The following is a 16,549-nucleotide window of genomic DNA, read 5'->3' as shown; positions in this document are numbered from 1 at the left end:
ACATCATGCAGATCCGGTCAAAGGCATTGCCGCAGAGCTTTTCCCTGCGTCGCGCGTTTCAGAGCTTCACTGCGCCGAGCGAGGGCGGGGCGGAAAGGTCCCACCCGCTGCTCCTCGTCACGGCCGTGGTCCTGCTGACCCTGTTCGCGATCGTCGAGATCGACCTGCACAGCGCCCAGCTCCAGGCGATCGGCCTGCTCGGCCATGGCGTCGGGATTGATCCCGTCTTCCTGAGCCCGTAGCCCCGTCGGGACCCGATCGCGGCGATGCCGCCGCGACCGGGGCCTACGTCGTCAGTCGTTCTCGTAGCCGTAGACTTCCGGCAGGATGAAGATTGCGGCGAGCAATCCGATCAGGGGGAAGATCGCGACCATCAGCGTTGCATTCGCCTGCCCGATCGCGGCGAACACCGTCGGGAACAGGAAGATCGCCAGGAAGGACGGCAGCTTCACGAACATGTAGGCGAAGCCGCTGGCGGTGCCGCGATATTGCGGCTTGGCGACCATGGTCGGGATGGTCATGCAGTTCGACGCGTCCCAATAATGGCCCCACAACATGGCGGCGGCCGCGAACGGCAGCAGGATCGTGTTGTCCGTGTAGAGCGCAAAGGCCGCGACCAGCAGCGCGGCCAGCACGATTCCGAAGCCCGCGATCGAGATGCCGCGGTGGCCGATCTTCGGCGTCAGCAGCGGACCGACCCAGCCCGACAGGGCAGCAAAGGAGAACAGCGCCATCGTCACCAGATTGATGCCGAGCACGCTCGACACGCCGACCATCACGAACAGCACCGGCAGATAGAACGCAAAGGTCGAGAATTCGCTGGCTTGTGCGAAGCAGGCGATCCAGCCGTACACCGTGGCGCGCCAGCGGATCGGATCCTTCCTGAGGTCGGCGAGGAAGGCGCGGGTCGAGACTTTCGGCACCTCGACGTCCCGGTCCGGCAGCATGTCGAGACTGTCGTTGAACATCTCGCGCGCGACCTGCTTGGCCTCGCGGTAGCGTCCCTTCTGCACCAGCCAGACGGCCGTCTCAGGCACGTCGTGGCGCATCAGAAGGATGATCAGCGCCGGCAGCGCGCCGAGACCGAGCGTCACGCGCCACAGCATCTCGTGCTGCATGTCGATCAGCAGGAAGATCACGATGACGCCGATGGTGAGGACTTCGCCGACGGCGAACATGAACTGCCAGCGGTTGCCCATGACCTCGCGCTCGCCCTTGGCCATGGATTCCATGATGTAGGTGTAGCCGGTCGAAATGTCCGAGCCGAGCGGAATACCGAGCAGGAAGCGGATCACGACCAGCCAGAACACATCCGGCACGAAGGCCTGCGCCAGCGCCAGCACGATGAACATCACCATCGTCACCAGGAACATGACGCGGCGGCCGATCTTGTCGGACAGCCAGCCGCCTAACAGCGCGCCGATGAGCGCGCCTCCTTGCGTGCCGGCTGCAGCCAGACCCAGCATCAGCGGATCGGGATTGTACTGCTCCTTGATGAAGATCAGCACGAAGGCGATCGAATACAGATCCCAGGCTTCGACCAGGATCGAGGCCATCATCAGCCAGCCGACCTTGTTGCCCTTGGGACTGTAGTTCGTGATGAGGTAGCGGACCGCGGCTTCGCTCGCGGTCGGTTGTGGCATCGCCATCGTTGACATGTCTGGTCTTCTCCTGGGAACTCTTACGCCCCGAGCAGCGGCTCGATGCTGCAATCGAGCAGGCGCGGGTCGATCCCCACCTCCATGCCCGTGAACATCTCGCCCATGTAGTCGATCAGGGCATCGCTCGCCTGCACGGCTTCCTCGACGCGGCGGTTGGCCACCGCGTTGAGAATCGCGACATGACGATCGATCGTGCCTGACAGGTCGGCCTGCCCCGGCATGAAACGGTGGTGGATGTAGCCGATGCGCCGGTACAGCGTGTGCAGCGGCCGCAGCGTGTGCACCAGGAACGGCTCCCCGGCCGCCTCCAGCACCAGCGCGTCGATGCGGCGATCGATGCTGTTGAATTCGTCGAGCGTCAGGTTGGCGCGGCGCTCGCGCAGGAGGCGCTCGATGTGAAGCGCCTGATTGCGATGCGAGAGGCTGGCGCGATCGGCCGCGAGGCGGATCACGAAACGCTCCATGTCGCGGCGCAAGGCCAGCAGCATGCGTTCGCGTGCCAGATCGATCGGCGCGATGTGCAGACCGTGGCGCGGACGGATGATGATGAGCGTGTCGGCGGAGAGACGATTGACGGCGTGGTGCACCGGCGTGCGGCCGAAGCCGGTCATCTCCTGCAATTCCAGCATGGTCATGAACTGACCGGGCTTGAGCTCGCAATGGACCAGGAGCTCCTCGATCTTCTGATAGGCCAGCTCGAAGAAGTTGAGGCGGTTGCGCCGGGAGGGCCTGCCCTCGCCGTCGTCGTTTCTCACCACCTCGAGCGTACGCTTGCGCCGTGCCATGTCGTCCTCCCGTCAGCCCGTCGCCTCGCGGGGCGGCGCCATTTGTGATATCCTTAAAACATGTTGTGATATATTACAAGCGACGGTAAGACGGTCTCGGCTCTCGCCGGCAATGCGGCGCAGAAATGACAAACAAGGCGGGCGCTATAGACCCGACGGGAGGATTGTTGCCGTGAAGATCATGTCGATCGAGACCCTGCGCACAGAGGAGTTCTCCAACGTCATCTGGGTGCGCGTCCATACCGACACGGGTGTGATCGGGCTCGGCGAAACCTTCTATGGCGCGGGCGCGGTCGAAGCGCAGATCCACGACACTTTTGCCGGCCGCCTGCTCGGCCGCAATCCCCTGCACATCGAAGCGATCCACCGCGACATGCTGAACCTGCCGATGGCGCAGTCGTCCACCGGCGTCGAATATCGCGCGGCCTCTGCGATCGACATCGCGCTGTGGGATCTGTTCGGCAAGGTCTGCGGCCAGCCGGTGCACCAGATGCTCGGCGGCCTCTGCCGCGACAAGCAGCGCATCTACAACACTTGCGCCGGCACGCAATATGTCCGCTCCACCAATATCAGCCCGGTCGCGAACTGGAATCTGGGTGCTAACAAGGGGCCTTACGAGGATCTCGACGGCTTCATGAACCGCGCCGATGCGCTTGCCGAAAACCTGCTGGAGAGCGGCATCTCCGCGATGAAGATCTGGCCGTTCGATCCGGCCGCGCAGGAGAACAAGGGCCTCTACATCACGGCGGCCCAGATGAAGCAGGCGATCGAGCCGTTCGAGAAGATCCGCAAAGCCGTCGGCGACAAGATGGAGATCATGGTCGAGCTCCATTCGCTGTGGAATTTGCCGACCGCCAAGCAGATCGCGCGCGCCCTCGAGCCCTACAAGCCGACCTGGTACGAGGACCCGATCCGGATGAACTCGCCGCAGGCACTGGCCGAATATGCCCGCTCGACCGATGTCTGGGTCTGCGCCAGCGAGACGCTGGGCTCGCGCTTCCCCTACAAGGACATGCTCGACCGCGACGCCATGCACGTGGTGATGGCCGACCTGTGCTGGACCGGTGGCCTCACCGAGGGCCGCAAGATCGCGGCGATGGCCGAGACCTATCACCGTCCCTTCGCGCCGCACGATTGCATCGGACCGATCGGCTTCATCGCCGCCATCCACATGTCGTTCAGCCAGCCCAACACGCTGATCCAGGAATCGGTGCGCGCCTTCTACAATGGCTGGTACAACGAGCTCGTCACCACGATGCCCGTGATCAAGGACGGCTACGTCTTCCCGATGGAAGGCCCCGGCCTCGGCGTCGACCTTCTGCCCGCCGTATTCGAGCGCTCCGATCTGAGCGTGCGCCGCTCCAACGTTTAAGGATTCTCGAGATGAGCACGTCCCTCTTCGACCTCTCCGGCCGCACCGCGCTCGTGACCGGCTCCTCCCGCGGGCTCGGCCGCGCCATCGCCGAGGGCATGGCGAAGGCCGGCGCCAGGATCATCGTCAACGGCGTCGACCCCAAGCGAGTCGAGCAGGCGGTCGCCGAGTTTCGTGCCGCCGGGCATCAGGCCGAAGGCGCCGCGTTCAACGTCACCGACGAACCCGCGATCGTCGCTGCCTTCAACGATTTCGACAGACAAGGGATTGCCGTCGACATCGTCGTCAACAATGCCGGCATCCAGCACCGCAAGCCGCTGGTGGAGTTCACCACCGACGAATGGCGCAAGGTGATCGAGACCAACCTCACCAGCGCCTTCGTGATCGGCCGCGAGGCAGCCAAGCGTATGATCCCGCGCAAGCACGGCAAGATCATCAACATCGGCTCGCTCGGCAGCGAACTCGCCCGCCCGACGATCGCGCCTTACACCGCGGCCAAGGGCGGCATCAAGAACCTGACCCGCTCGATGGCGGTGGAATGGGCCCAGCACGGCATCCAGGCCAATGCGATCGGCCCCGGCTACATGCTGACCGACATGAACGAGGCGCTGGTCAACAACACCGATTTCAACACCTGGCTGATGGGCCGTATCCCATCGAAGCGCTGGGGCAAGCCGGACGAGCTGGTGGGCGCCGCGATTTTCCTCGCCTCGGACGCCTCCACTTACGTCAACGGCCAGATCATCTATGTCGATGGCGGCATGATCGCAGCGATGTAACCCGCGAAACAGGGAACGAGACCATGCGCGCCGTCGTCATTCACGCCCCGAAAGACCTGCGGATCGACAACTACCCTGATCCCGCTCCCGGCCCGGGCGAGGTCCGCGTCAAGATCGCCAATGGCGGCATCTGCGGCTCCGACCTGCACTACTACCATCACGGCGGGTTCGGCGTCGTGCGCATCCAGCAGCCGATGGCGCTGGGCCATGAGATCGCCGGCGTGGTCTCAGCCGTCGGTGACGGCGTCACTGGCGTGGCGGCAGGCACACGCGTTGCCGTCAATCCGAGCAGACCGTGCGGCCGGTGCCTGCATTGTCAGGAAGGCATGCGCAACCAGTGCCTCGACATGCGCTTTCTCGGCAGCGCGATGCGCTTTCCCCATGTGCAAGGCGGTTTCCGTGAATTCATCACGGTGGATGCCAGTCAGGCCGTGCCGATCGCGGACAAGCTCTCGCTGGCGGAAGCCGCGGTCGCCGAACCGCTGGCGGTGTGCCTGCATGCCGGCAAGCAGGCCGGTCCCCTGCTCGGCAAGCGCGTGCTGATCACCGGCTGCGGCCCGATCGGCGCGCTGATGATCCTGGTCTCACGTTTCGGCGGTGCCGCCGAGATCGTGGTGACGGATGTCGCCGAGGCGCCGCTCGCGGTTGCCAAGAAGCTCGGTGCCAGTCGCGCCATCGACGTCGCAGCGAATCCCACGGCACTCGATCCCTGGCGTGCCGGCAAGGGCGTGTTCGACACGCTGTTCGAAGCTTCCGGCAATCAGGCTGCACTCCGCACCGCGCTCGACGTCATGCGGCCGGGCGCGACGCTGGTGCAGCTCGGCCTCGGCGGTGAGATGACACTGCCGATCAACTCCATCGTCGCCAAGGAATTGCAGCTCCGCGGGACCTTCCGCTTCGATCCCGAGTTCGAGCTTGCGGTGCGGCTGATGGGCGAAGGCCTGATCGACGTCAAGCCGCTGATCACGGCGACCATGCCGTTCGAGAATGCGGTCGCCGCCTTCGAGCTCGCCAGCGACCGCTCGCAATCGATGAAGGTGCAGCTTACCTTCTGAGCATGATCCGGAAGTGTACAGCGGTTTTCCGAAAGGATCATGCTCGAACAAGAGATCTAAAGAGCGATGAATCTCATCGCTCTTTGGCTTTTTCGGCGGCTTGCTGGCTCTCGATCAGCCGATCACTGACCAGCCGCACGGCGCCCCGCTTCCACGAATAGTCGGCGCCCAGGCGCAGACCGCTGTCGCCACGCGCCAGCACCGCGCCGGTGCCGGCGTCGCGCACCAGGAACCCGAGCGTGTATTCGGTGCGGCTGACCCGCCGCACCACGCCGATCAACGATTGATCGGCCCCCAGCTTTTGCGCAATCGCCGCCTCGCAACCGCCGCAGTCGTGCAAAGCACCCCCCTTCGCCGCCTCGCTGCTCGCGCTGCCGACGTCGACAATACGGTAGCGGCCGGACTGGCCGAGGACGTCGCGCACGCCGGTCGTCGCCTCGGCCAGGTACGAGGCGTCTGAAGCGGCCAAGGTGCCTCCCGAGGCGGCGGTCATGTCCTCGAGCTCGAAATCGAACACGGCAAGCGCGACCGGCGCTTGTGTGCCGAGCGCACCCATGATCTCGCGGGACAGGAATATCTCGGCGCGCTCCCATGCTTCGTCACTGTCGCCGCGGAAGGAGTAGAGCTTGTCCATCACGAGCTTCTTGGCGCCGACGTCGATCACGGCGACCTTGGCCCATTGCACCAGCGTGCTCGTCTTCTGGATCCCGCCGATGATCTTGAATGCCGCGCCGTCCTGGGCGGACGGCACCAGCCGATAGCGCCCGCCCTCGCCGATGTCCCGTCTGAGCGCGGCCATGAACGCTGCCAGCCGCCGGTCGTGAGCAGCGGTCTGGTTGGTCGGCTCGCCCGACGTATCGGTATAGCTGAAATCATCCATGGCAACGCCAATGGCGACCCCGGCGTGGACGGGCGAGTGAGCCAGGACAAAGACGAGAAAAGCAGAGAGAAACAGGCCGGAGCGGTGCATGAATGGGCCTCATGGGGTGAGCGGCGCTGCAAATCTGAACGGGTCGCTCGAGGCCATGCAGCCGTCGCTGTCCCGACGAATGCCGGGAAAATTTCACGAGTTTGCATTGCGGTAAGGCAGGAATGCTTCCCGCCGCCCGCGTTCTGCCGTTTAATGCCGGGCAACGAGCCCGCTTCGCACCAGGTGCCCTCGATGTGGAAACGCCCGAGATTCGATCTCAAGGTCCGTCTGACGCTGCGCGTGGCCGCCATCACGGCCGCCTGCTTCGCCGCGATCTCCGCCTATTTCCTGATCGCGGCCGACCGCGCGGTGCACGCGCGCATCGACGGCATCGCCGCGATCGTGGCGAAGTCGCTGGAGCTGCAACAGGGCAAGATCCAGTGGGTGGCGGGACCGCGCGACTTTCCCAACCTCGACCCCGTCGCCGCCTATGTGATGACGCCCGGCCTCTGCCTGGCATTCCGCGGCGCGAGCGGCGAGATGCTGCAGCGGTTCTGCAGCGGTGCGCCTGCTCCGGCCACCCCGCCGCCACAGGCCTTCGCGGCCTTCTATCGCAGCCTGTTCGATCCCGGCCGCGAAGCGGCACGGCCTGTGATCGTGCGCGGAGCCAAGCTCGGCGAGACCGTGGTGTCGGTCGATCCGGCCGTGCAGACGGCGGAGGCATGGCACGAGGCCGGCCGCCTGATGATTGCGTTTGCGATCGCGCTGCCGCTGCTGTGCTTGCTGGTCTACGCCGCGCTGGCGCGCGCGCTGCGCCCGACCCGCCTGATCTGTACCGGCCTCGAGCGGATCGCGGCCAACGACCTCACGGCGCGGCTGCCGCCGTTCGATCTCGCCGAACTCTCCGCGATCCGCGACGGCTTCAACCATCTCGCCGAAAGCCTCGACAACGCGCTTGCCGAACGCAGCGAGCTGACGCGGAAGCTGATCGCGCTGCAGGACGACGAGCGCCGCCATCTCGCCCGCGAGCTACACGACGAGTTTGGTCAGTCGCTGGCCGCCATCCGCGCGCTGGCCTCGTCCGCCCGCCAGACCGCCGCGCAGGATTGCCCCGCTTTGCTCGGCGAATGCGACGGGATCGCGCGGACTGCGACCGGCATGATGGAGACGCTGCGCGGCGCGCTGTTCCGGCTCCGCCCGCCCGACGTCGAGGAACTTGGCCTCGTCGCGAGTCTGGAAGGTCTCGTCGCGGGTTGGAACGGACGCAGCCGCGGCGAGACGCGCTTCACGATCGATTTCGACGGCGCGTTCGAGACCCTGCCCGCCGCGATCAGCGCCAACCTCTACCGCATCGTGCAGGAGGCGCTTACCAACGCCGCCAAGCATGCCGGCGCCACCAAGGTCGGCCTGCATCTGACGATGGCCGCAGAGGAGATCGCGCTGGCCATCGACGACGACGGCCGGCCAAGTGATGCGGCAGTCAAATCCGGCATGGGCCTGCTCGGCATGCGCGAGCGTGTTGCCGCCCTGCGCGGCCGGATGAACTTCGAAGTTGGCCCCAACGGCGGCTCGGCGCTGCGCGTCGTCATTCCGCTCGCCGCCGCCGACCGGCAGGCGCTGGAGCATGCGGCATGAGCGCGGCCGACGCATCCATCCTGCTGGTCGACGACCATTCCGTTGTCCGCGAAGGCTATCGCTCCGTGCTCCAGAAGCAGCCGGGCCTGCGCGTCATCGCGGAAGCGGCCGACGGCGCGGAAGCCTACCGTCTGTACAAATCCGAGGCGCCCGATCTCGTCATCATGGACCTCAGCATGCCCGGCATCGGCGGCATCGAGGCCGTCAGGCGGATCAGGCAGTGGGACAAGGGCGCAAGGATCCTCATCTTCACCATGCACCAGAACGCGGGCTTCGCCGTGCAGGCGATCCGCGCCGGCGCCAGGGGTTACGTCACCAAGACCAGCCCGCCCGAAACGCTGGTGCGCGCGGTGATGGACGTGCTCGCCGGCAAGATCGCGATCAGTCCCGACATCGACCACGAGCTGGCGCTGAGCCGGCTCGGCGGCGAAAGCTCGGCCGCCGACGTCCTTACCGCACGCGAGTTCGAGGTGCTGCGCCTGTTGCTCGCGGAGAAGACGACCGACGAAATCGCCGAGACGCTGCATGTCAGCCCGAAGACGGTGGCGAACCTGCATTCCCTGATCAAGGACAAGCTCGGCGTCGGCTCCGACATCGAGCTGGTCCGCCTCGCGCTGCGCCAGGGACTGCTGACCGAGCTCGATCTCGGCGAGGCGTGAGCGTTCTCCCGCCAGCATATCACTCGCGCGCAACCACCTGGTCCAGCCACGCGCAGTTGAGCGGCGGCACGCGCGGATCGGCTACGCGGACGCCGCGCGCGGCCGCATCCAGCCGCATGTCGCGCAGGCGCTTGCGCTGCTCTTCCGGCATGTGCAATCGCTCGTGACCCCACAGCGACGGGCCGTCGAACGTCTCGTGCGGTTGCCAGGTCTCGGGATCAATCACGCGCGCGCCCCAGCCATATTCGATGAAGAAGCCGGAGGGCGTATTCACGTAGAACGAGGTCATGTGGTCGTTGGTGTGCCGGCCCAGCGTGTAGGCGATACGGCCCTCGTCCAGCTGCGCGAGGTCGTAGCCTTGACCGACATCGTCGAGGCTGCCGAGCTCGACCATGAAATGATGCAGCGCCTTCCGCCCCGAGCCGACCATCGCGAAGCTGTGGTGGCGGCCGTTGACGTGAAAAAAGTACAGCCCGTAAGGCTTCAGTCCGAAATCCGAGACGTGGAAGCCGAGCACGTCGCGGTAGAACGGCAAGAGCGGCTCGACATCCTCTACATTGAGCACGACATGCCCCATGCCCAGCGCACCGGTGCGGAAGCCCGAGATCGGCCGGCCCGGCTTGAAGGGCTCGGCCGCAATCTCAGGCTCGCAGAACGCCTCGAGCCGATTGCCCGCGGGATCGGCGAACGAAATCAGCCCGGTCACATGCCGCTCGTCGGCGAGCGCGCGCGATCCATGCGACACCTTCACGCCGTGGCTTTCCAGCCGCCCGGCGAGGCGATCGAGCTCTGCACTTGACGGAACCTCCCAGCCCATCACCGCAAGACCGGCGTCGCTGCTGCCGTCCACGATCAGGCGCTGCTTGCGATCGTCCATCCGGAAGGCGCGCATCTTGCCGCCGCGATCGACCTGCTGCATGCCGAGCAGTCCCGTCGCCATCCGGCCCCATTGGTCGAGCTGCGATGAATTGATCCCGATATAGCCGAGCGCGGTGATTTCCATTGAAGTCCTCCCGAAGGCATCGCGTATGCCGCAATACGGCGAACTTGATACCGACCGCGCACGATCCTACGGTGCGATCCGCAATCGCTTCGCGTTCGCAACGATAATCGCTGGACCGTGCGCCACAAGGGAGGAAATGCGAAGTGTCCAAGGAGCGGACGGGGCCGAGGGCGCCGCGGCAATCGGAAGGCGTCCGCGCCTTCAAGCGCGGGCTTGATGTGCTGCGAGAGGTCAACCGCTCCGGCGGCATCCGCGCCGGCGACGTCGCCCGCGCGCTCGACCTGCCACGTCCCACCGTCTACCGCCTGCTCGAAACCCTGGAAGAACTCGGCTACATCGCCCGCAGCGCCAGCGACGACCGTTTTCGCGTCACCCGGCGCGCGCTGAGCCTCGGCGACGGCTACGATCCCGGCGTCGTGATCTGCCAGGCGGCGGCGCCCTATCTCGCCGAGCTCAGCAAGACCCTGGTCTGGCCGGTCGATCTCTCGACCTACGAGAACGCGGCGATGGTCGTCCAAGAGACCACCCACGCGCGGAGCCCGCTCTCGATCGACCGCGGCATGATCGGCAAGCGCCTGCCGATGCTGCGCACCTCCGCGGGCCGCGCCTATCTCGCCACCTGCCCCGCGCGCGAACGCGATCTGATCGTGAATCATCTACGCCGCATCGACGATGCCGACGACCGCCCGTTCCTCGACCAATCCTACCTTGAGCGCATGATCGCCGAGACGCAGGCCCGGGGCTACGCGGTTCGCAGCGAGGGCGAATACAATCCGAAAACGGCTTCGATCGCCGTGCCCATCGTGCGCAACGATGCCGTGTTCGGCTGCATCTCCATCATCTGGATTCGCTCGGCCCTGGGGATCGACGAGGCGATTGCGCAGTTTGCAGTGCAGCTTCAGGAGACGGCCGCAGCCATTCCCGTCGAGGTCTAGGCCGATCCGTCCGCTGGGCGGACACTTGGCGCGACGGCGTTGAACGGACGGCCTGGCTTGGGGAAGAGATACCCCATGCAAGATAAATCCGCCCCCGAGGAGTTTGATGTCGTGATCGTCGGCCGCGGCCCGGTCGGCGCCACGCTCGCCAACCTGCTCGGCCTGTGCGGCCTTCGCACGCTGGTGCTGGAGCGCGAGGCGCGGACCTATCATCTGCCGCGGGCGGTGCATTTCGACGACGAATGCATGCGCGTATTCCAGACCATCGGCCTCGCCGACGCGATCTCGCCGCTCGTCATCCTCAGCCCCGGCATGCTCTTTCTCGATGCCAACGGCAAGATGCTGCTGGACTGGTCGCGTCCGCAGACTTTGACGCCAATGGGCTGGCATCTCAGCTACCGCTTCCACCAGCCGGATCTGGAGGACGTCCTGATCGGCGGCCTCGCCCGCTTTCCCCACGTCTCATTGCAGAGCCGCTGCGACGTCTTCGCGCTCGATCAGGACGAGAATGGCGTGCGCGTCCGCTACGAAGACCTCTCCAACGGCAAGCTCCGCGAGGTTCGCGCCGGCTATGTCGTCGGCTGCGACGGCGCCCGCTCGCTGGTCCGCCGGTTCATCGGTTCCGGCATGGACGATCTCGGCTTCCACGAACGCTGGTTGGTGATCGACGTCCTGCTCAAGCGCGCGCGCGACGATCTCGGCGACTACAGTCTCCAGCATTGCGATTCCAGCCGGCCGGCGACCTATGTGCGCGGCACCGGGACGCGGCGGCGCTGGGAGATCACGGTTCTCCCGGACGAGGATTCCCAGGAGATCGCGCAACCGGCAAAGGTCTGGGAGCTGCTGTCGCGCTGGATCACGCCCGACGATGCCGAGCTCGAACGGGCCGCGGTGTACACGTTTCATTCGGTGATCGCACAGCAATGGCGGAACGGACGATTGCTGCTCGCGGGCGACTCCGCACACCAGACTCCGCCCTTCCTGGGCCAGGGCATGTGCGCGGGCATCCGCGATGCCGCGAACCTCTCCTGGAAGCTCGGTGCCATCATCCGGGGCGGCGCTCCGCCCGATCTGCTCGACACGTACCAGAGTGAACGTCAGCCGCATGTGCGCGAATTCATCGAACTCGCCATCCGTCTTGGCGGCGTCATCAACACCAAGGCGATCGAAGCGGGCCTTGCCGCCGGCGAGGCCAGAGAGAACGCGCCGGTCAAGCTCGAGGTGAAGAAGCCCCTGCTGGGCCCCGGGCTCGCGCTCGGCACGTCGCCCCTGGCCGGACAACTCGCGCCGCAATTCGCGTTGACGGACGGCGGCCGCAGCGACGACCGGGTCGGCTACAGCCACGTGCTCCTGATCGAGAGTGCGGCCACGCTCTCATCGCCTCTCGCTCTTTCACGGGCAGGGATCAAGATCCTGACCAACGATGACGCGGAAGCCATCGGCGACTGGCTGCGCAAGCACGGCATCACCGCCGCGCTGGTTCGTCCAGACCGCTACGTGCGCGGCACTGCCCGTAACGGGACCGAACTCGACCAGCTCATCGCCGCCATCATGCCTCCAGCCCAGGTGCCGTCCGCGGCCTGACCGAACAATTCTCAGGGATATCTCATGAAGCTGCTTTCTTTCATCGCCGACGGCCGCGCCTCCTTCGGCGCCGTCAAGGACAACGGCGTCGTCGATCTCGGCGCGCGCATGGCGCCCTGCACCACGCTGCGGCAGTTGCTCGAAGCCGGTCGCGTCGCCGAGGCGACGAAGCTGGTCGCATCCGCCGCGCCCGATCATCCCCTCGACAAGATCAGCTTCGCCCCCGTGATCCCCGATCCCGGCAAGATCATCTGCGTCGGCCTCAACTATCGGGACCACGTGGCTGAAACCGGCCGCACCGTCACCGAGAAGCCGGCGCTGTTCGTGCGCTTTCCCTGCAGCCAGGTCGGCCATCTCCAGCCGATCGTGAAGCCCAGGGTGAGCGACGATTTCGACTATGAGGGCGAGCTCGCGCTGGTCATCGGCAAGCAAGGCCGGCACATCCCGGCGAGCCGCGCGCTCGACCACATCGCCGGCTATTCCTGCTACAATGAAGGCAGCATCCGCGACTGGCAGCGGCACACCAGCCAGTTCCTGTCCGGCAAGACCTTTGCCGAAAGCGGGAGCTTCGGCCCGTGGCTGGTGACGACGGACGAAATTCCAGATCCGTCAAAGCTCGCCTTGCAGACGCGCCTGAACGGCGCCGTCGTGCAGGACACCACGACCGACCTCCTGATCACCGCCATCCCCGAGTTGATCGCCTACATCTCCACGATCTGCCCGCTGGTCCCCGGCGACGTCGTCGTGACGGGCACGCCGGGCGGGGTCGGCGCCAAGCGCACTCCGCCACTGTGGATGCGCCCGGGCGACACCGTCGAGGTCGAGATCTCCGGCATCGGAACCTTGCGCAACACGGTCATCGCCGAACCGGCCTGACCACGTCTTCGCACAATCAAGAACGACAAACCGGGAAACGCCATGGCCAACATCCGCACGACGTCCGCCACCATCCTGCTGGTCACGCTGGCGCTCGCAGGACCGCCTGCGCGCGCCGAGATCAAAAGCGACTTGATCCGCATCGGCGTGCTCACCGACATGAACGGCGTGTTCGCCACCGCCATGGGGCCGGGCTCGGTCGAGGCGGCGCGGATGGCCGCGGAGGAGTTTGGCGGCAAGATCAACGGCAAGCCGATCGAGATCCTGCAGGCCGATCACCAGAACAAGCCGGATCTTGCGGCATCGCTGGCCCGCAAATGGTTCAGCGACGGCGTCCAGGCAATCGCCGACGGCGGCAGCTCCGGCGCCGCCCTCGCGGTGCAGGAGCTCGTCCGCGGCAACGGAAAAATCTTCCTCGTCTCCGGCGCCGGCGCCAATCAGCTCACCGATGAGGCCTGTGCGCCGACCAGCGTGCAATGGACCCAGGACGCCTATTCCACCGCGACCGCCGTGGTCTCGGGCATCATGCAGACCAGCAAGGAGCCGTGGTTCTTCATCACCGGCGACTATGCCTTCGGCCATTCGATCGAGGCGACGGCACGAGCCCGCATCGGCGAGCTCGGCGGCAAGGTCGCCGGCGGCGTCAAGGCGCAGCTCGGCACGCCCGATTTCAGCTCGTTCCTGCTGCAGGCCCAGTCCTCGGGCGCGAAGATCCTCGCCATCAACGTGGCCGGAGACAACGCCACCGCGATCAAGCAGGCCGAGGAATTCGGTCTCGCCGATCAGGGTATCAAGATCGTGCCGATGTCGTTTCAGAACGTCGACATTGAAGCGGTCGGGCTGAAGGCAACCAGGGGCGACCTCATCCTCACCTCGTTCTTCGAGGACGTCTCGCCGGCAGCCCGGAAGTTCTCCGACGCCTTCTATGCGCGGCGGAAGGCGATGCCGTCGCAGATCCAGGCCGGTGTCTATTCCGCCGTGCGCCACTATCTGCAGGCGATCAAGGACACAGATTCCGACGACAGCGGGACCGTAATGGCCAAGATGAAGGCGACCCCCGTGTCGGATGCGTACACGCCCAACGGCCGCATCCGCGAAGACCAGCGCATGGTGCACGATCTCTATTTGGTTCAGGTCAAGACGCCCCAGGAGTCGCGGGGGCCGTGGGATTTCGTCAAGCTGGTCGCGACCATCCCGCCCGATCAGGCCTTCCGTCCGCTCGACCGCAGCAAGTGCAGCCTGGTGGGCAAGTAGAGCGGATTCAAGCGAAGTGCCCGCAATTTCGCGTCAGGAACACGCGTCAAACCGTGAATCCCGAGCACGGCTCCGATTCCATCGGAATGGTGCTCCAGCCCTCAGGCCAGATAGCGCGCCAGATAGCCTTCCATCGCGTAGAGCGCGCAGAGCGCGAGGCTCGACCACACGGCGGCGCTGAAATACAGGAACATCCAGGTCAGCTCGCCCTTCCAATGCGCGATGTCGTGGGTCACCACCCAGCGCGTCGAGACATCGTGCAGGCCTTCGAGGAAGCCGAGAAACCTGTTGCCCTCGGCGTGCCCTGCCCGCCAGCGGCTGAAATACATCGGCACGTCGACGGTGATGAGGAAGGCCAGGAAGCAGGCAATGCCGACGATGCCGGACATCAGCGCCCAGCGCACGGGGCCCTGGAATTCCGGCATCAGGCGGCACAGCGCGATGCCGGCCAGGAAGAAGGTCACCGCCCAGAGCGAGTTCTCGATCGCGTTGTAGAGGAAGTTGGTCGTCACCACCGCGTACCAGGAGAAGCACTCCGCGATGATGATGATCGGCACGATCACGAGCGCGATGTTCACCGCGGTCTCCGCACCGGTCATCTTGCCGAGCTGATGCAGGATGATGGCCCATTGCGCGACGAAGCAGAGCTCGGCCACGGTCGCGACCGTTCGTCCGACGACGACGCTCGACAGCCAGGTGTCGAACAGGCAGATGCGCTGCACGTCGGCGCGCGGCAGGACCGAGCGAAACGCGCAGCCGAACACATAACCGGCGCACAACAGGAACATTAGCCCGATGTCCGAGCCGCCACCGAGGCTGCCCGAAGGCGTGGGGTAGAACTCGCGGTACAGCATGAACCAGACGAGGATGTTGGCGCCGCTCACAAGCGTGAGGGATCCCCACCACCACGCGAGGGGATTCGACCGCTGCTGCCACTGCAACATGAACTGCTCCAAGAATTATCGATCTGACATGCCGACGTAATAATCCTGTCACAGGAGGGCATGCAATCACGACAAAAATCTGTGTGTTTGGTGGGTCGAGCGCGCGCTTCAGCGAAACCCCGGCGCAACCGTACCGTCCACATAGCGGACATCTTTTGCCGCATCGGCGAATTAATTGGACATCCCACATTCGTTCGTCCGATAGTTAGGAATGCCTCGGACAGATTCCGCCAAACCTCGACATCCGCTCTCCTCCGCCGCCGCAGTGCTGGCGGAGAGTGTCGACGACGCCGCCTTCGCGACGACGCTGGCGAAGGGGCTCGTCGTGCTCGAGGCGTTCAGGGCCGGCAGCACGCTGCTGGGCAACATGGAGCTGTCGACGCTCACCGGAATTCCGCGGCCGACGGTCGCGCGGCTGACCCACACGCTGGCCGAACTCGGCTACCTCCGCTACGACGCCGAACGCGCCAAGTACCGCGTCGGTGCGCGGGCGCTGCGGATCGCGCATCCCCTGCTTGCCGGGATGCAATTCCGCCAAATGGCGCGGCCGATGATGCAGGAGCTCGCGCTCAGCGTCCGCGGCACGGTTTCGATCGGCCTGCTCGACGCCACCTCGATGATCTATGTCGAGACCGCGCGCTCCGGTGATGTCGGGCCGCACGCGCCCGACATCGGCATGCCGATTCCCGTGGTGATGACCGCGATGGGACGCGCCGCGGCGGCGACCCTGCCGCCGGCCGACGCGGAGCGGCTCGAACGGAACATCGCCTCGGAAGACACCGAGCTGTGGTCGGCTTTTCGCGACAAGTATCGCGCCGGAATCACGCAATGCAAAAGCCGCGGCTTCTGCACCTGCTGGGGCGAATACATGGCCTCGATCCATGCCGTCGCCGCGCCGTTGTTTCACGCCGGCGAATCGAAGCAGTCGTTCTCGATCAATTGCGGCATCCCCGCGTTCCGGTTGCAGCCGGGGCAGCTCGAGGGCGAGATCGGACCGCGCATCGCGGCGCTCGCCGACAGCATCCGCGCCATCGTCGGGCAGGCAGAGCTCACGCCGCCGCGCAAAACCAAGAAAATCACAAGCGCCGGGACGTGAC

At 65.7% G+C, this 16,549-nt stretch carries 16 protein-coding genes; 11 read left to right on the top strand and 5 right to left on the bottom strand.

The genetic code is table 11. The features are described 5' to 3' along the window. The first annotated feature begins 5 nt into the window (after window positions 1-5). Entirely contained in the window at window positions 6-242 is a 237-nt protein-coding gene (locus ACFDR6_RS29155) for a hypothetical protein (RefSeq protein ID WP_375860358.1), read from the top strand. A gap of 51 nt (window positions 243-293) precedes the next feature. Here the strand turns inward: ACFDR6_RS29155 and ACFDR6_RS29150 are convergent, their stop codons facing one another. Both ACFDR6_RS29150 and ACFDR6_RS29145 read right to left on the bottom strand, forming a co-directional pair. Next, window positions 294-1,658, bottom strand: a complete 1,365-nt coding sequence (locus ACFDR6_RS29150; protein WP_375860357.1) for an MFS transporter — start codon at window positions 1,656-1,658, stop codon at window positions 294-296. Between the two features lie 23 nt (window positions 1,659-1,681). Then, a complete protein-coding gene (locus tag ACFDR6_RS29145) occupies window positions 1,682-2,446 on the bottom strand; it encodes a GntR family transcriptional regulator (protein ID WP_212092849.1) in 765 nt (254 codons plus the stop codon). 172 nt (window positions 2,447-2,618) lie between these two features. Here ACFDR6_RS29145 and ACFDR6_RS29140 point away from each other — a divergent pair, with 172 nt between their 5' ends. Genes ACFDR6_RS29140 through ACFDR6_RS29130 form a run of 3 tightly spaced genes read left to right on the top strand, consistent with a single transcriptional unit; the run spans window position 2,619 to window position 5,652 of the window. Then, window positions 2,619-3,818 carry a mandelate racemase/muconate lactonizing enzyme family protein gene (locus ACFDR6_RS29140; protein ID WP_212092848.1) on the top strand — a complete coding sequence of 400 codons (1,200 nt, stop codon included), beginning with the start codon at window positions 2,619-2,621 and terminating at the stop codon, window positions 3,816-3,818. A gap of 11 nt (window positions 3,819-3,829) precedes the next feature. Then, window positions 3,830-4,597 (top strand): SDR family oxidoreductase, encoded by a 768-nt coding sequence (locus ACFDR6_RS29135; protein ID WP_212092847.1) that lies wholly within the window; start codon window positions 3,830-3,832, stop codon window positions 4,595-4,597. Window positions 4,598-4,620: 23 nt separating this feature from the next. After that, window positions 4,621-5,652: an L-idonate 5-dehydrogenase gene (locus ACFDR6_RS29130; protein WP_375860356.1), complete on the top strand. Its 1,032-nt coding sequence runs from the start codon at window positions 4,621-4,623 to the stop codon at window positions 5,650-5,652. A gap of 73 nt (window positions 5,653-5,725) precedes the next feature. On the opposite strand, the gene ACFDR6_RS29125 is transcribed toward ACFDR6_RS29130, so the two are convergent. Further along, window positions 5,726-6,622: a DUF3280 domain-containing protein gene (locus tag ACFDR6_RS29125; RefSeq protein WP_212092845.1), complete on the bottom strand. Its 897-nt coding sequence runs from the start codon at window positions 6,620-6,622 to the stop codon at window positions 5,726-5,728. A 192-nt stretch (window positions 6,623-6,814) separates the two neighbouring features. Between ACFDR6_RS29125 and ACFDR6_RS29120 the strand changes: the two genes are divergently transcribed. Both ACFDR6_RS29120 and ACFDR6_RS29115 read left to right on the top strand, forming a co-directional pair. Next, the gene (locus ACFDR6_RS29120; RefSeq protein ID WP_375860355.1) at window positions 6,815-8,197 is read left to right on the top strand and encodes a sensor histidine kinase; all 1,383 of its coding nucleotides are present in this window, start codon (window positions 6,815-6,817) and stop codon (window positions 8,195-8,197) included. After that, window positions 8,194-8,856, top strand: coding sequence for a response regulator (locus tag ACFDR6_RS29115; RefSeq protein ID WP_212092843.1), 663 nt, complete (start codon window positions 8,194-8,196; stop codon window positions 8,854-8,856). Before ACFDR6_RS29120 ends, ACFDR6_RS29115 begins: the two co-directional genes overlap by 4 nt. Window positions 8,857-8,875: 19 nt before the next feature. Here the strand turns inward: ACFDR6_RS29115 and ACFDR6_RS29110 are convergent, their stop codons facing one another. Continuing rightward, on the bottom strand, window positions 8,876-9,859 hold the full coding sequence (locus ACFDR6_RS29110) for a VOC family protein (protein WP_375860353.1): 984 nt from the start codon (window positions 9,857-9,859) through the stop codon (window positions 8,876-8,878). A gap of 143 nt (window positions 9,860-10,002) precedes the next feature. Between ACFDR6_RS29110 and ACFDR6_RS29105 the strand changes: the two genes are divergently transcribed. From ACFDR6_RS29105 to ACFDR6_RS29090, 4 genes are all read left to right on the top strand, one after another. Beyond that, window positions 10,003-10,794 carry a DNA-binding transcriptional regulator gene (locus ACFDR6_RS29105; RefSeq protein ID WP_375860352.1) on the top strand — a complete coding sequence of 264 codons (792 nt, stop codon included), beginning with the start codon at window positions 10,003-10,005 and terminating at the stop codon, window positions 10,792-10,794. 75 nt (window positions 10,795-10,869) lie between these two features. After that, window positions 10,870-12,378 carry a bifunctional 3-(3-hydroxy-phenyl)propionate/3-hydroxycinnamic acid hydroxylase MhpA gene (mhpA, locus tag ACFDR6_RS29100; protein ID WP_375860351.1) on the top strand — a complete coding sequence of 503 codons (1,509 nt, stop codon included), beginning with the start codon at window positions 10,870-10,872 and terminating at the stop codon, window positions 12,376-12,378. Between the two features lie 24 nt (window positions 12,379-12,402). Further along, window positions 12,403-13,254, top strand: coding sequence for a fumarylacetoacetate hydrolase family protein (locus ACFDR6_RS29095; RefSeq protein WP_375860350.1), 852 nt, complete (start codon window positions 12,403-12,405; stop codon window positions 13,252-13,254). Window positions 13,255-13,296: 42 nt separating this feature from the next. Further along, a complete protein-coding gene (locus ACFDR6_RS29090; RefSeq protein WP_375860349.1) occupies window positions 13,297-14,508 on the top strand; it encodes an ABC transporter substrate-binding protein in 1,212 nt (403 codons plus the stop codon). 101 nt (window positions 14,509-14,609) lie between these two features. Here the strand turns inward: ACFDR6_RS29090 and ACFDR6_RS29085 are convergent, their stop codons facing one another. After that, complete coding sequence (locus ACFDR6_RS29085; protein ID WP_212092837.1) at window positions 14,610-15,452, bottom strand: hypothetical protein; 843 nt, start codon at window positions 15,450-15,452, stop codon at window positions 14,610-14,612. A 211-nt stretch (window positions 15,453-15,663) separates the two neighbouring features. Between ACFDR6_RS29085 and ACFDR6_RS29080 the strand changes: the two genes are divergently transcribed. Further along, entirely contained in the window at window positions 15,664-16,548 is an 885-nt protein-coding gene (locus ACFDR6_RS29080) for an IclR family transcriptional regulator (RefSeq protein ID WP_375860348.1), read from the top strand. Window position 16,549: the final 1 nt, after the last annotated feature.

It is taken from the genome of Bradyrhizobium tunisiense, from assembly GCF_042263385.1.
Taxonomy (GTDB): Bacteria; Pseudomonadota; Alphaproteobacteria; order Rhizobiales; family Xanthobacteraceae; genus Bradyrhizobium; species Bradyrhizobium tunisiense.
Note: the sequence above shows the minus strand (reverse complement) of the source record. Positions and strands in the feature narration are given on the sequence as shown.

What these genes read in the sequence shown, in the direction of transcription:
- ACFDR6_RS29155 (WP_375860358.1), top strand. Translation starts at nt 6, where the DNA reads ATGCAGATCCGGTCAAAGGCATTGCCGCAGAGCTTTTCCCTGCGTCGC.
- ACFDR6_RS29150 (WP_375860357.1), bottom strand. Translation starts at nt 1,658, where the DNA reads ATGTCAACGATGGCGATGCCACAACCGACCGCGAGCGAAGCCGCGGTC.
- ACFDR6_RS29145 (WP_212092849.1), bottom strand. Translation starts at nt 2,446, where the DNA reads ATGGCACGGCGCAAGCGTACGCTCGAGGTGGTGAGAAACGACGACGGC.
- ACFDR6_RS29135 (WP_212092847.1), top strand. Translation starts at nt 3,830, where the DNA reads ATGAGCACGTCCCTCTTCGACCTCTCCGGCCGCACCGCGCTCGTGACC.
- ACFDR6_RS29130 (WP_375860356.1), top strand. Translation starts at nt 4,621, where the DNA reads ATGCGCGCCGTCGTCATTCACGCCCCGAAAGACCTGCGGATCGACAAC.
- ACFDR6_RS29125 (WP_212092845.1), bottom strand. Translation starts at nt 6,622, where the DNA reads ATGCACCGCTCCGGCCTGTTTCTCTCTGCTTTTCTCGTCTTTGTCCTG.
- ACFDR6_RS29120 (WP_375860355.1), top strand. Translation starts at nt 6,815, where the DNA reads ATGTGGAAACGCCCGAGATTCGATCTCAAGGTCCGTCTGACGCTGCGC.
- ACFDR6_RS29115 (WP_212092843.1), top strand. Translation starts at nt 8,194, where the DNA reads ATGAGCGCGGCCGACGCATCCATCCTGCTGGTCGACGACCATTCCGTT.
- ACFDR6_RS29110 (WP_375860353.1), bottom strand. Translation starts at nt 9,859, where the DNA reads ATGGAAATCACCGCGCTCGGCTATATCGGGATCAATTCATCGCAGCTC.
- mhpA (WP_375860351.1), top strand. Translation starts at nt 10,870, where the DNA reads ATGCAAGATAAATCCGCCCCCGAGGAGTTTGATGTCGTGATCGTCGGC.
- ACFDR6_RS29095 (WP_375860350.1), top strand. Translation starts at nt 12,403, where the DNA reads ATGAAGCTGCTTTCTTTCATCGCCGACGGCCGCGCCTCCTTCGGCGCC.
- ACFDR6_RS29090 (WP_375860349.1), top strand. Translation starts at nt 13,297, where the DNA reads ATGGCCAACATCCGCACGACGTCCGCCACCATCCTGCTGGTCACGCTG.
- ACFDR6_RS29085 (WP_212092837.1), bottom strand. Translation starts at nt 15,452, where the DNA reads ATGTTGCAGTGGCAGCAGCGGTCGAATCCCCTCGCGTGGTGGTGGGGA.
- ACFDR6_RS29080 (WP_375860348.1), top strand. Translation starts at nt 15,664, where the DNA reads ATGCCTCGGACAGATTCCGCCAAACCTCGACATCCGCTCTCCTCCGCC.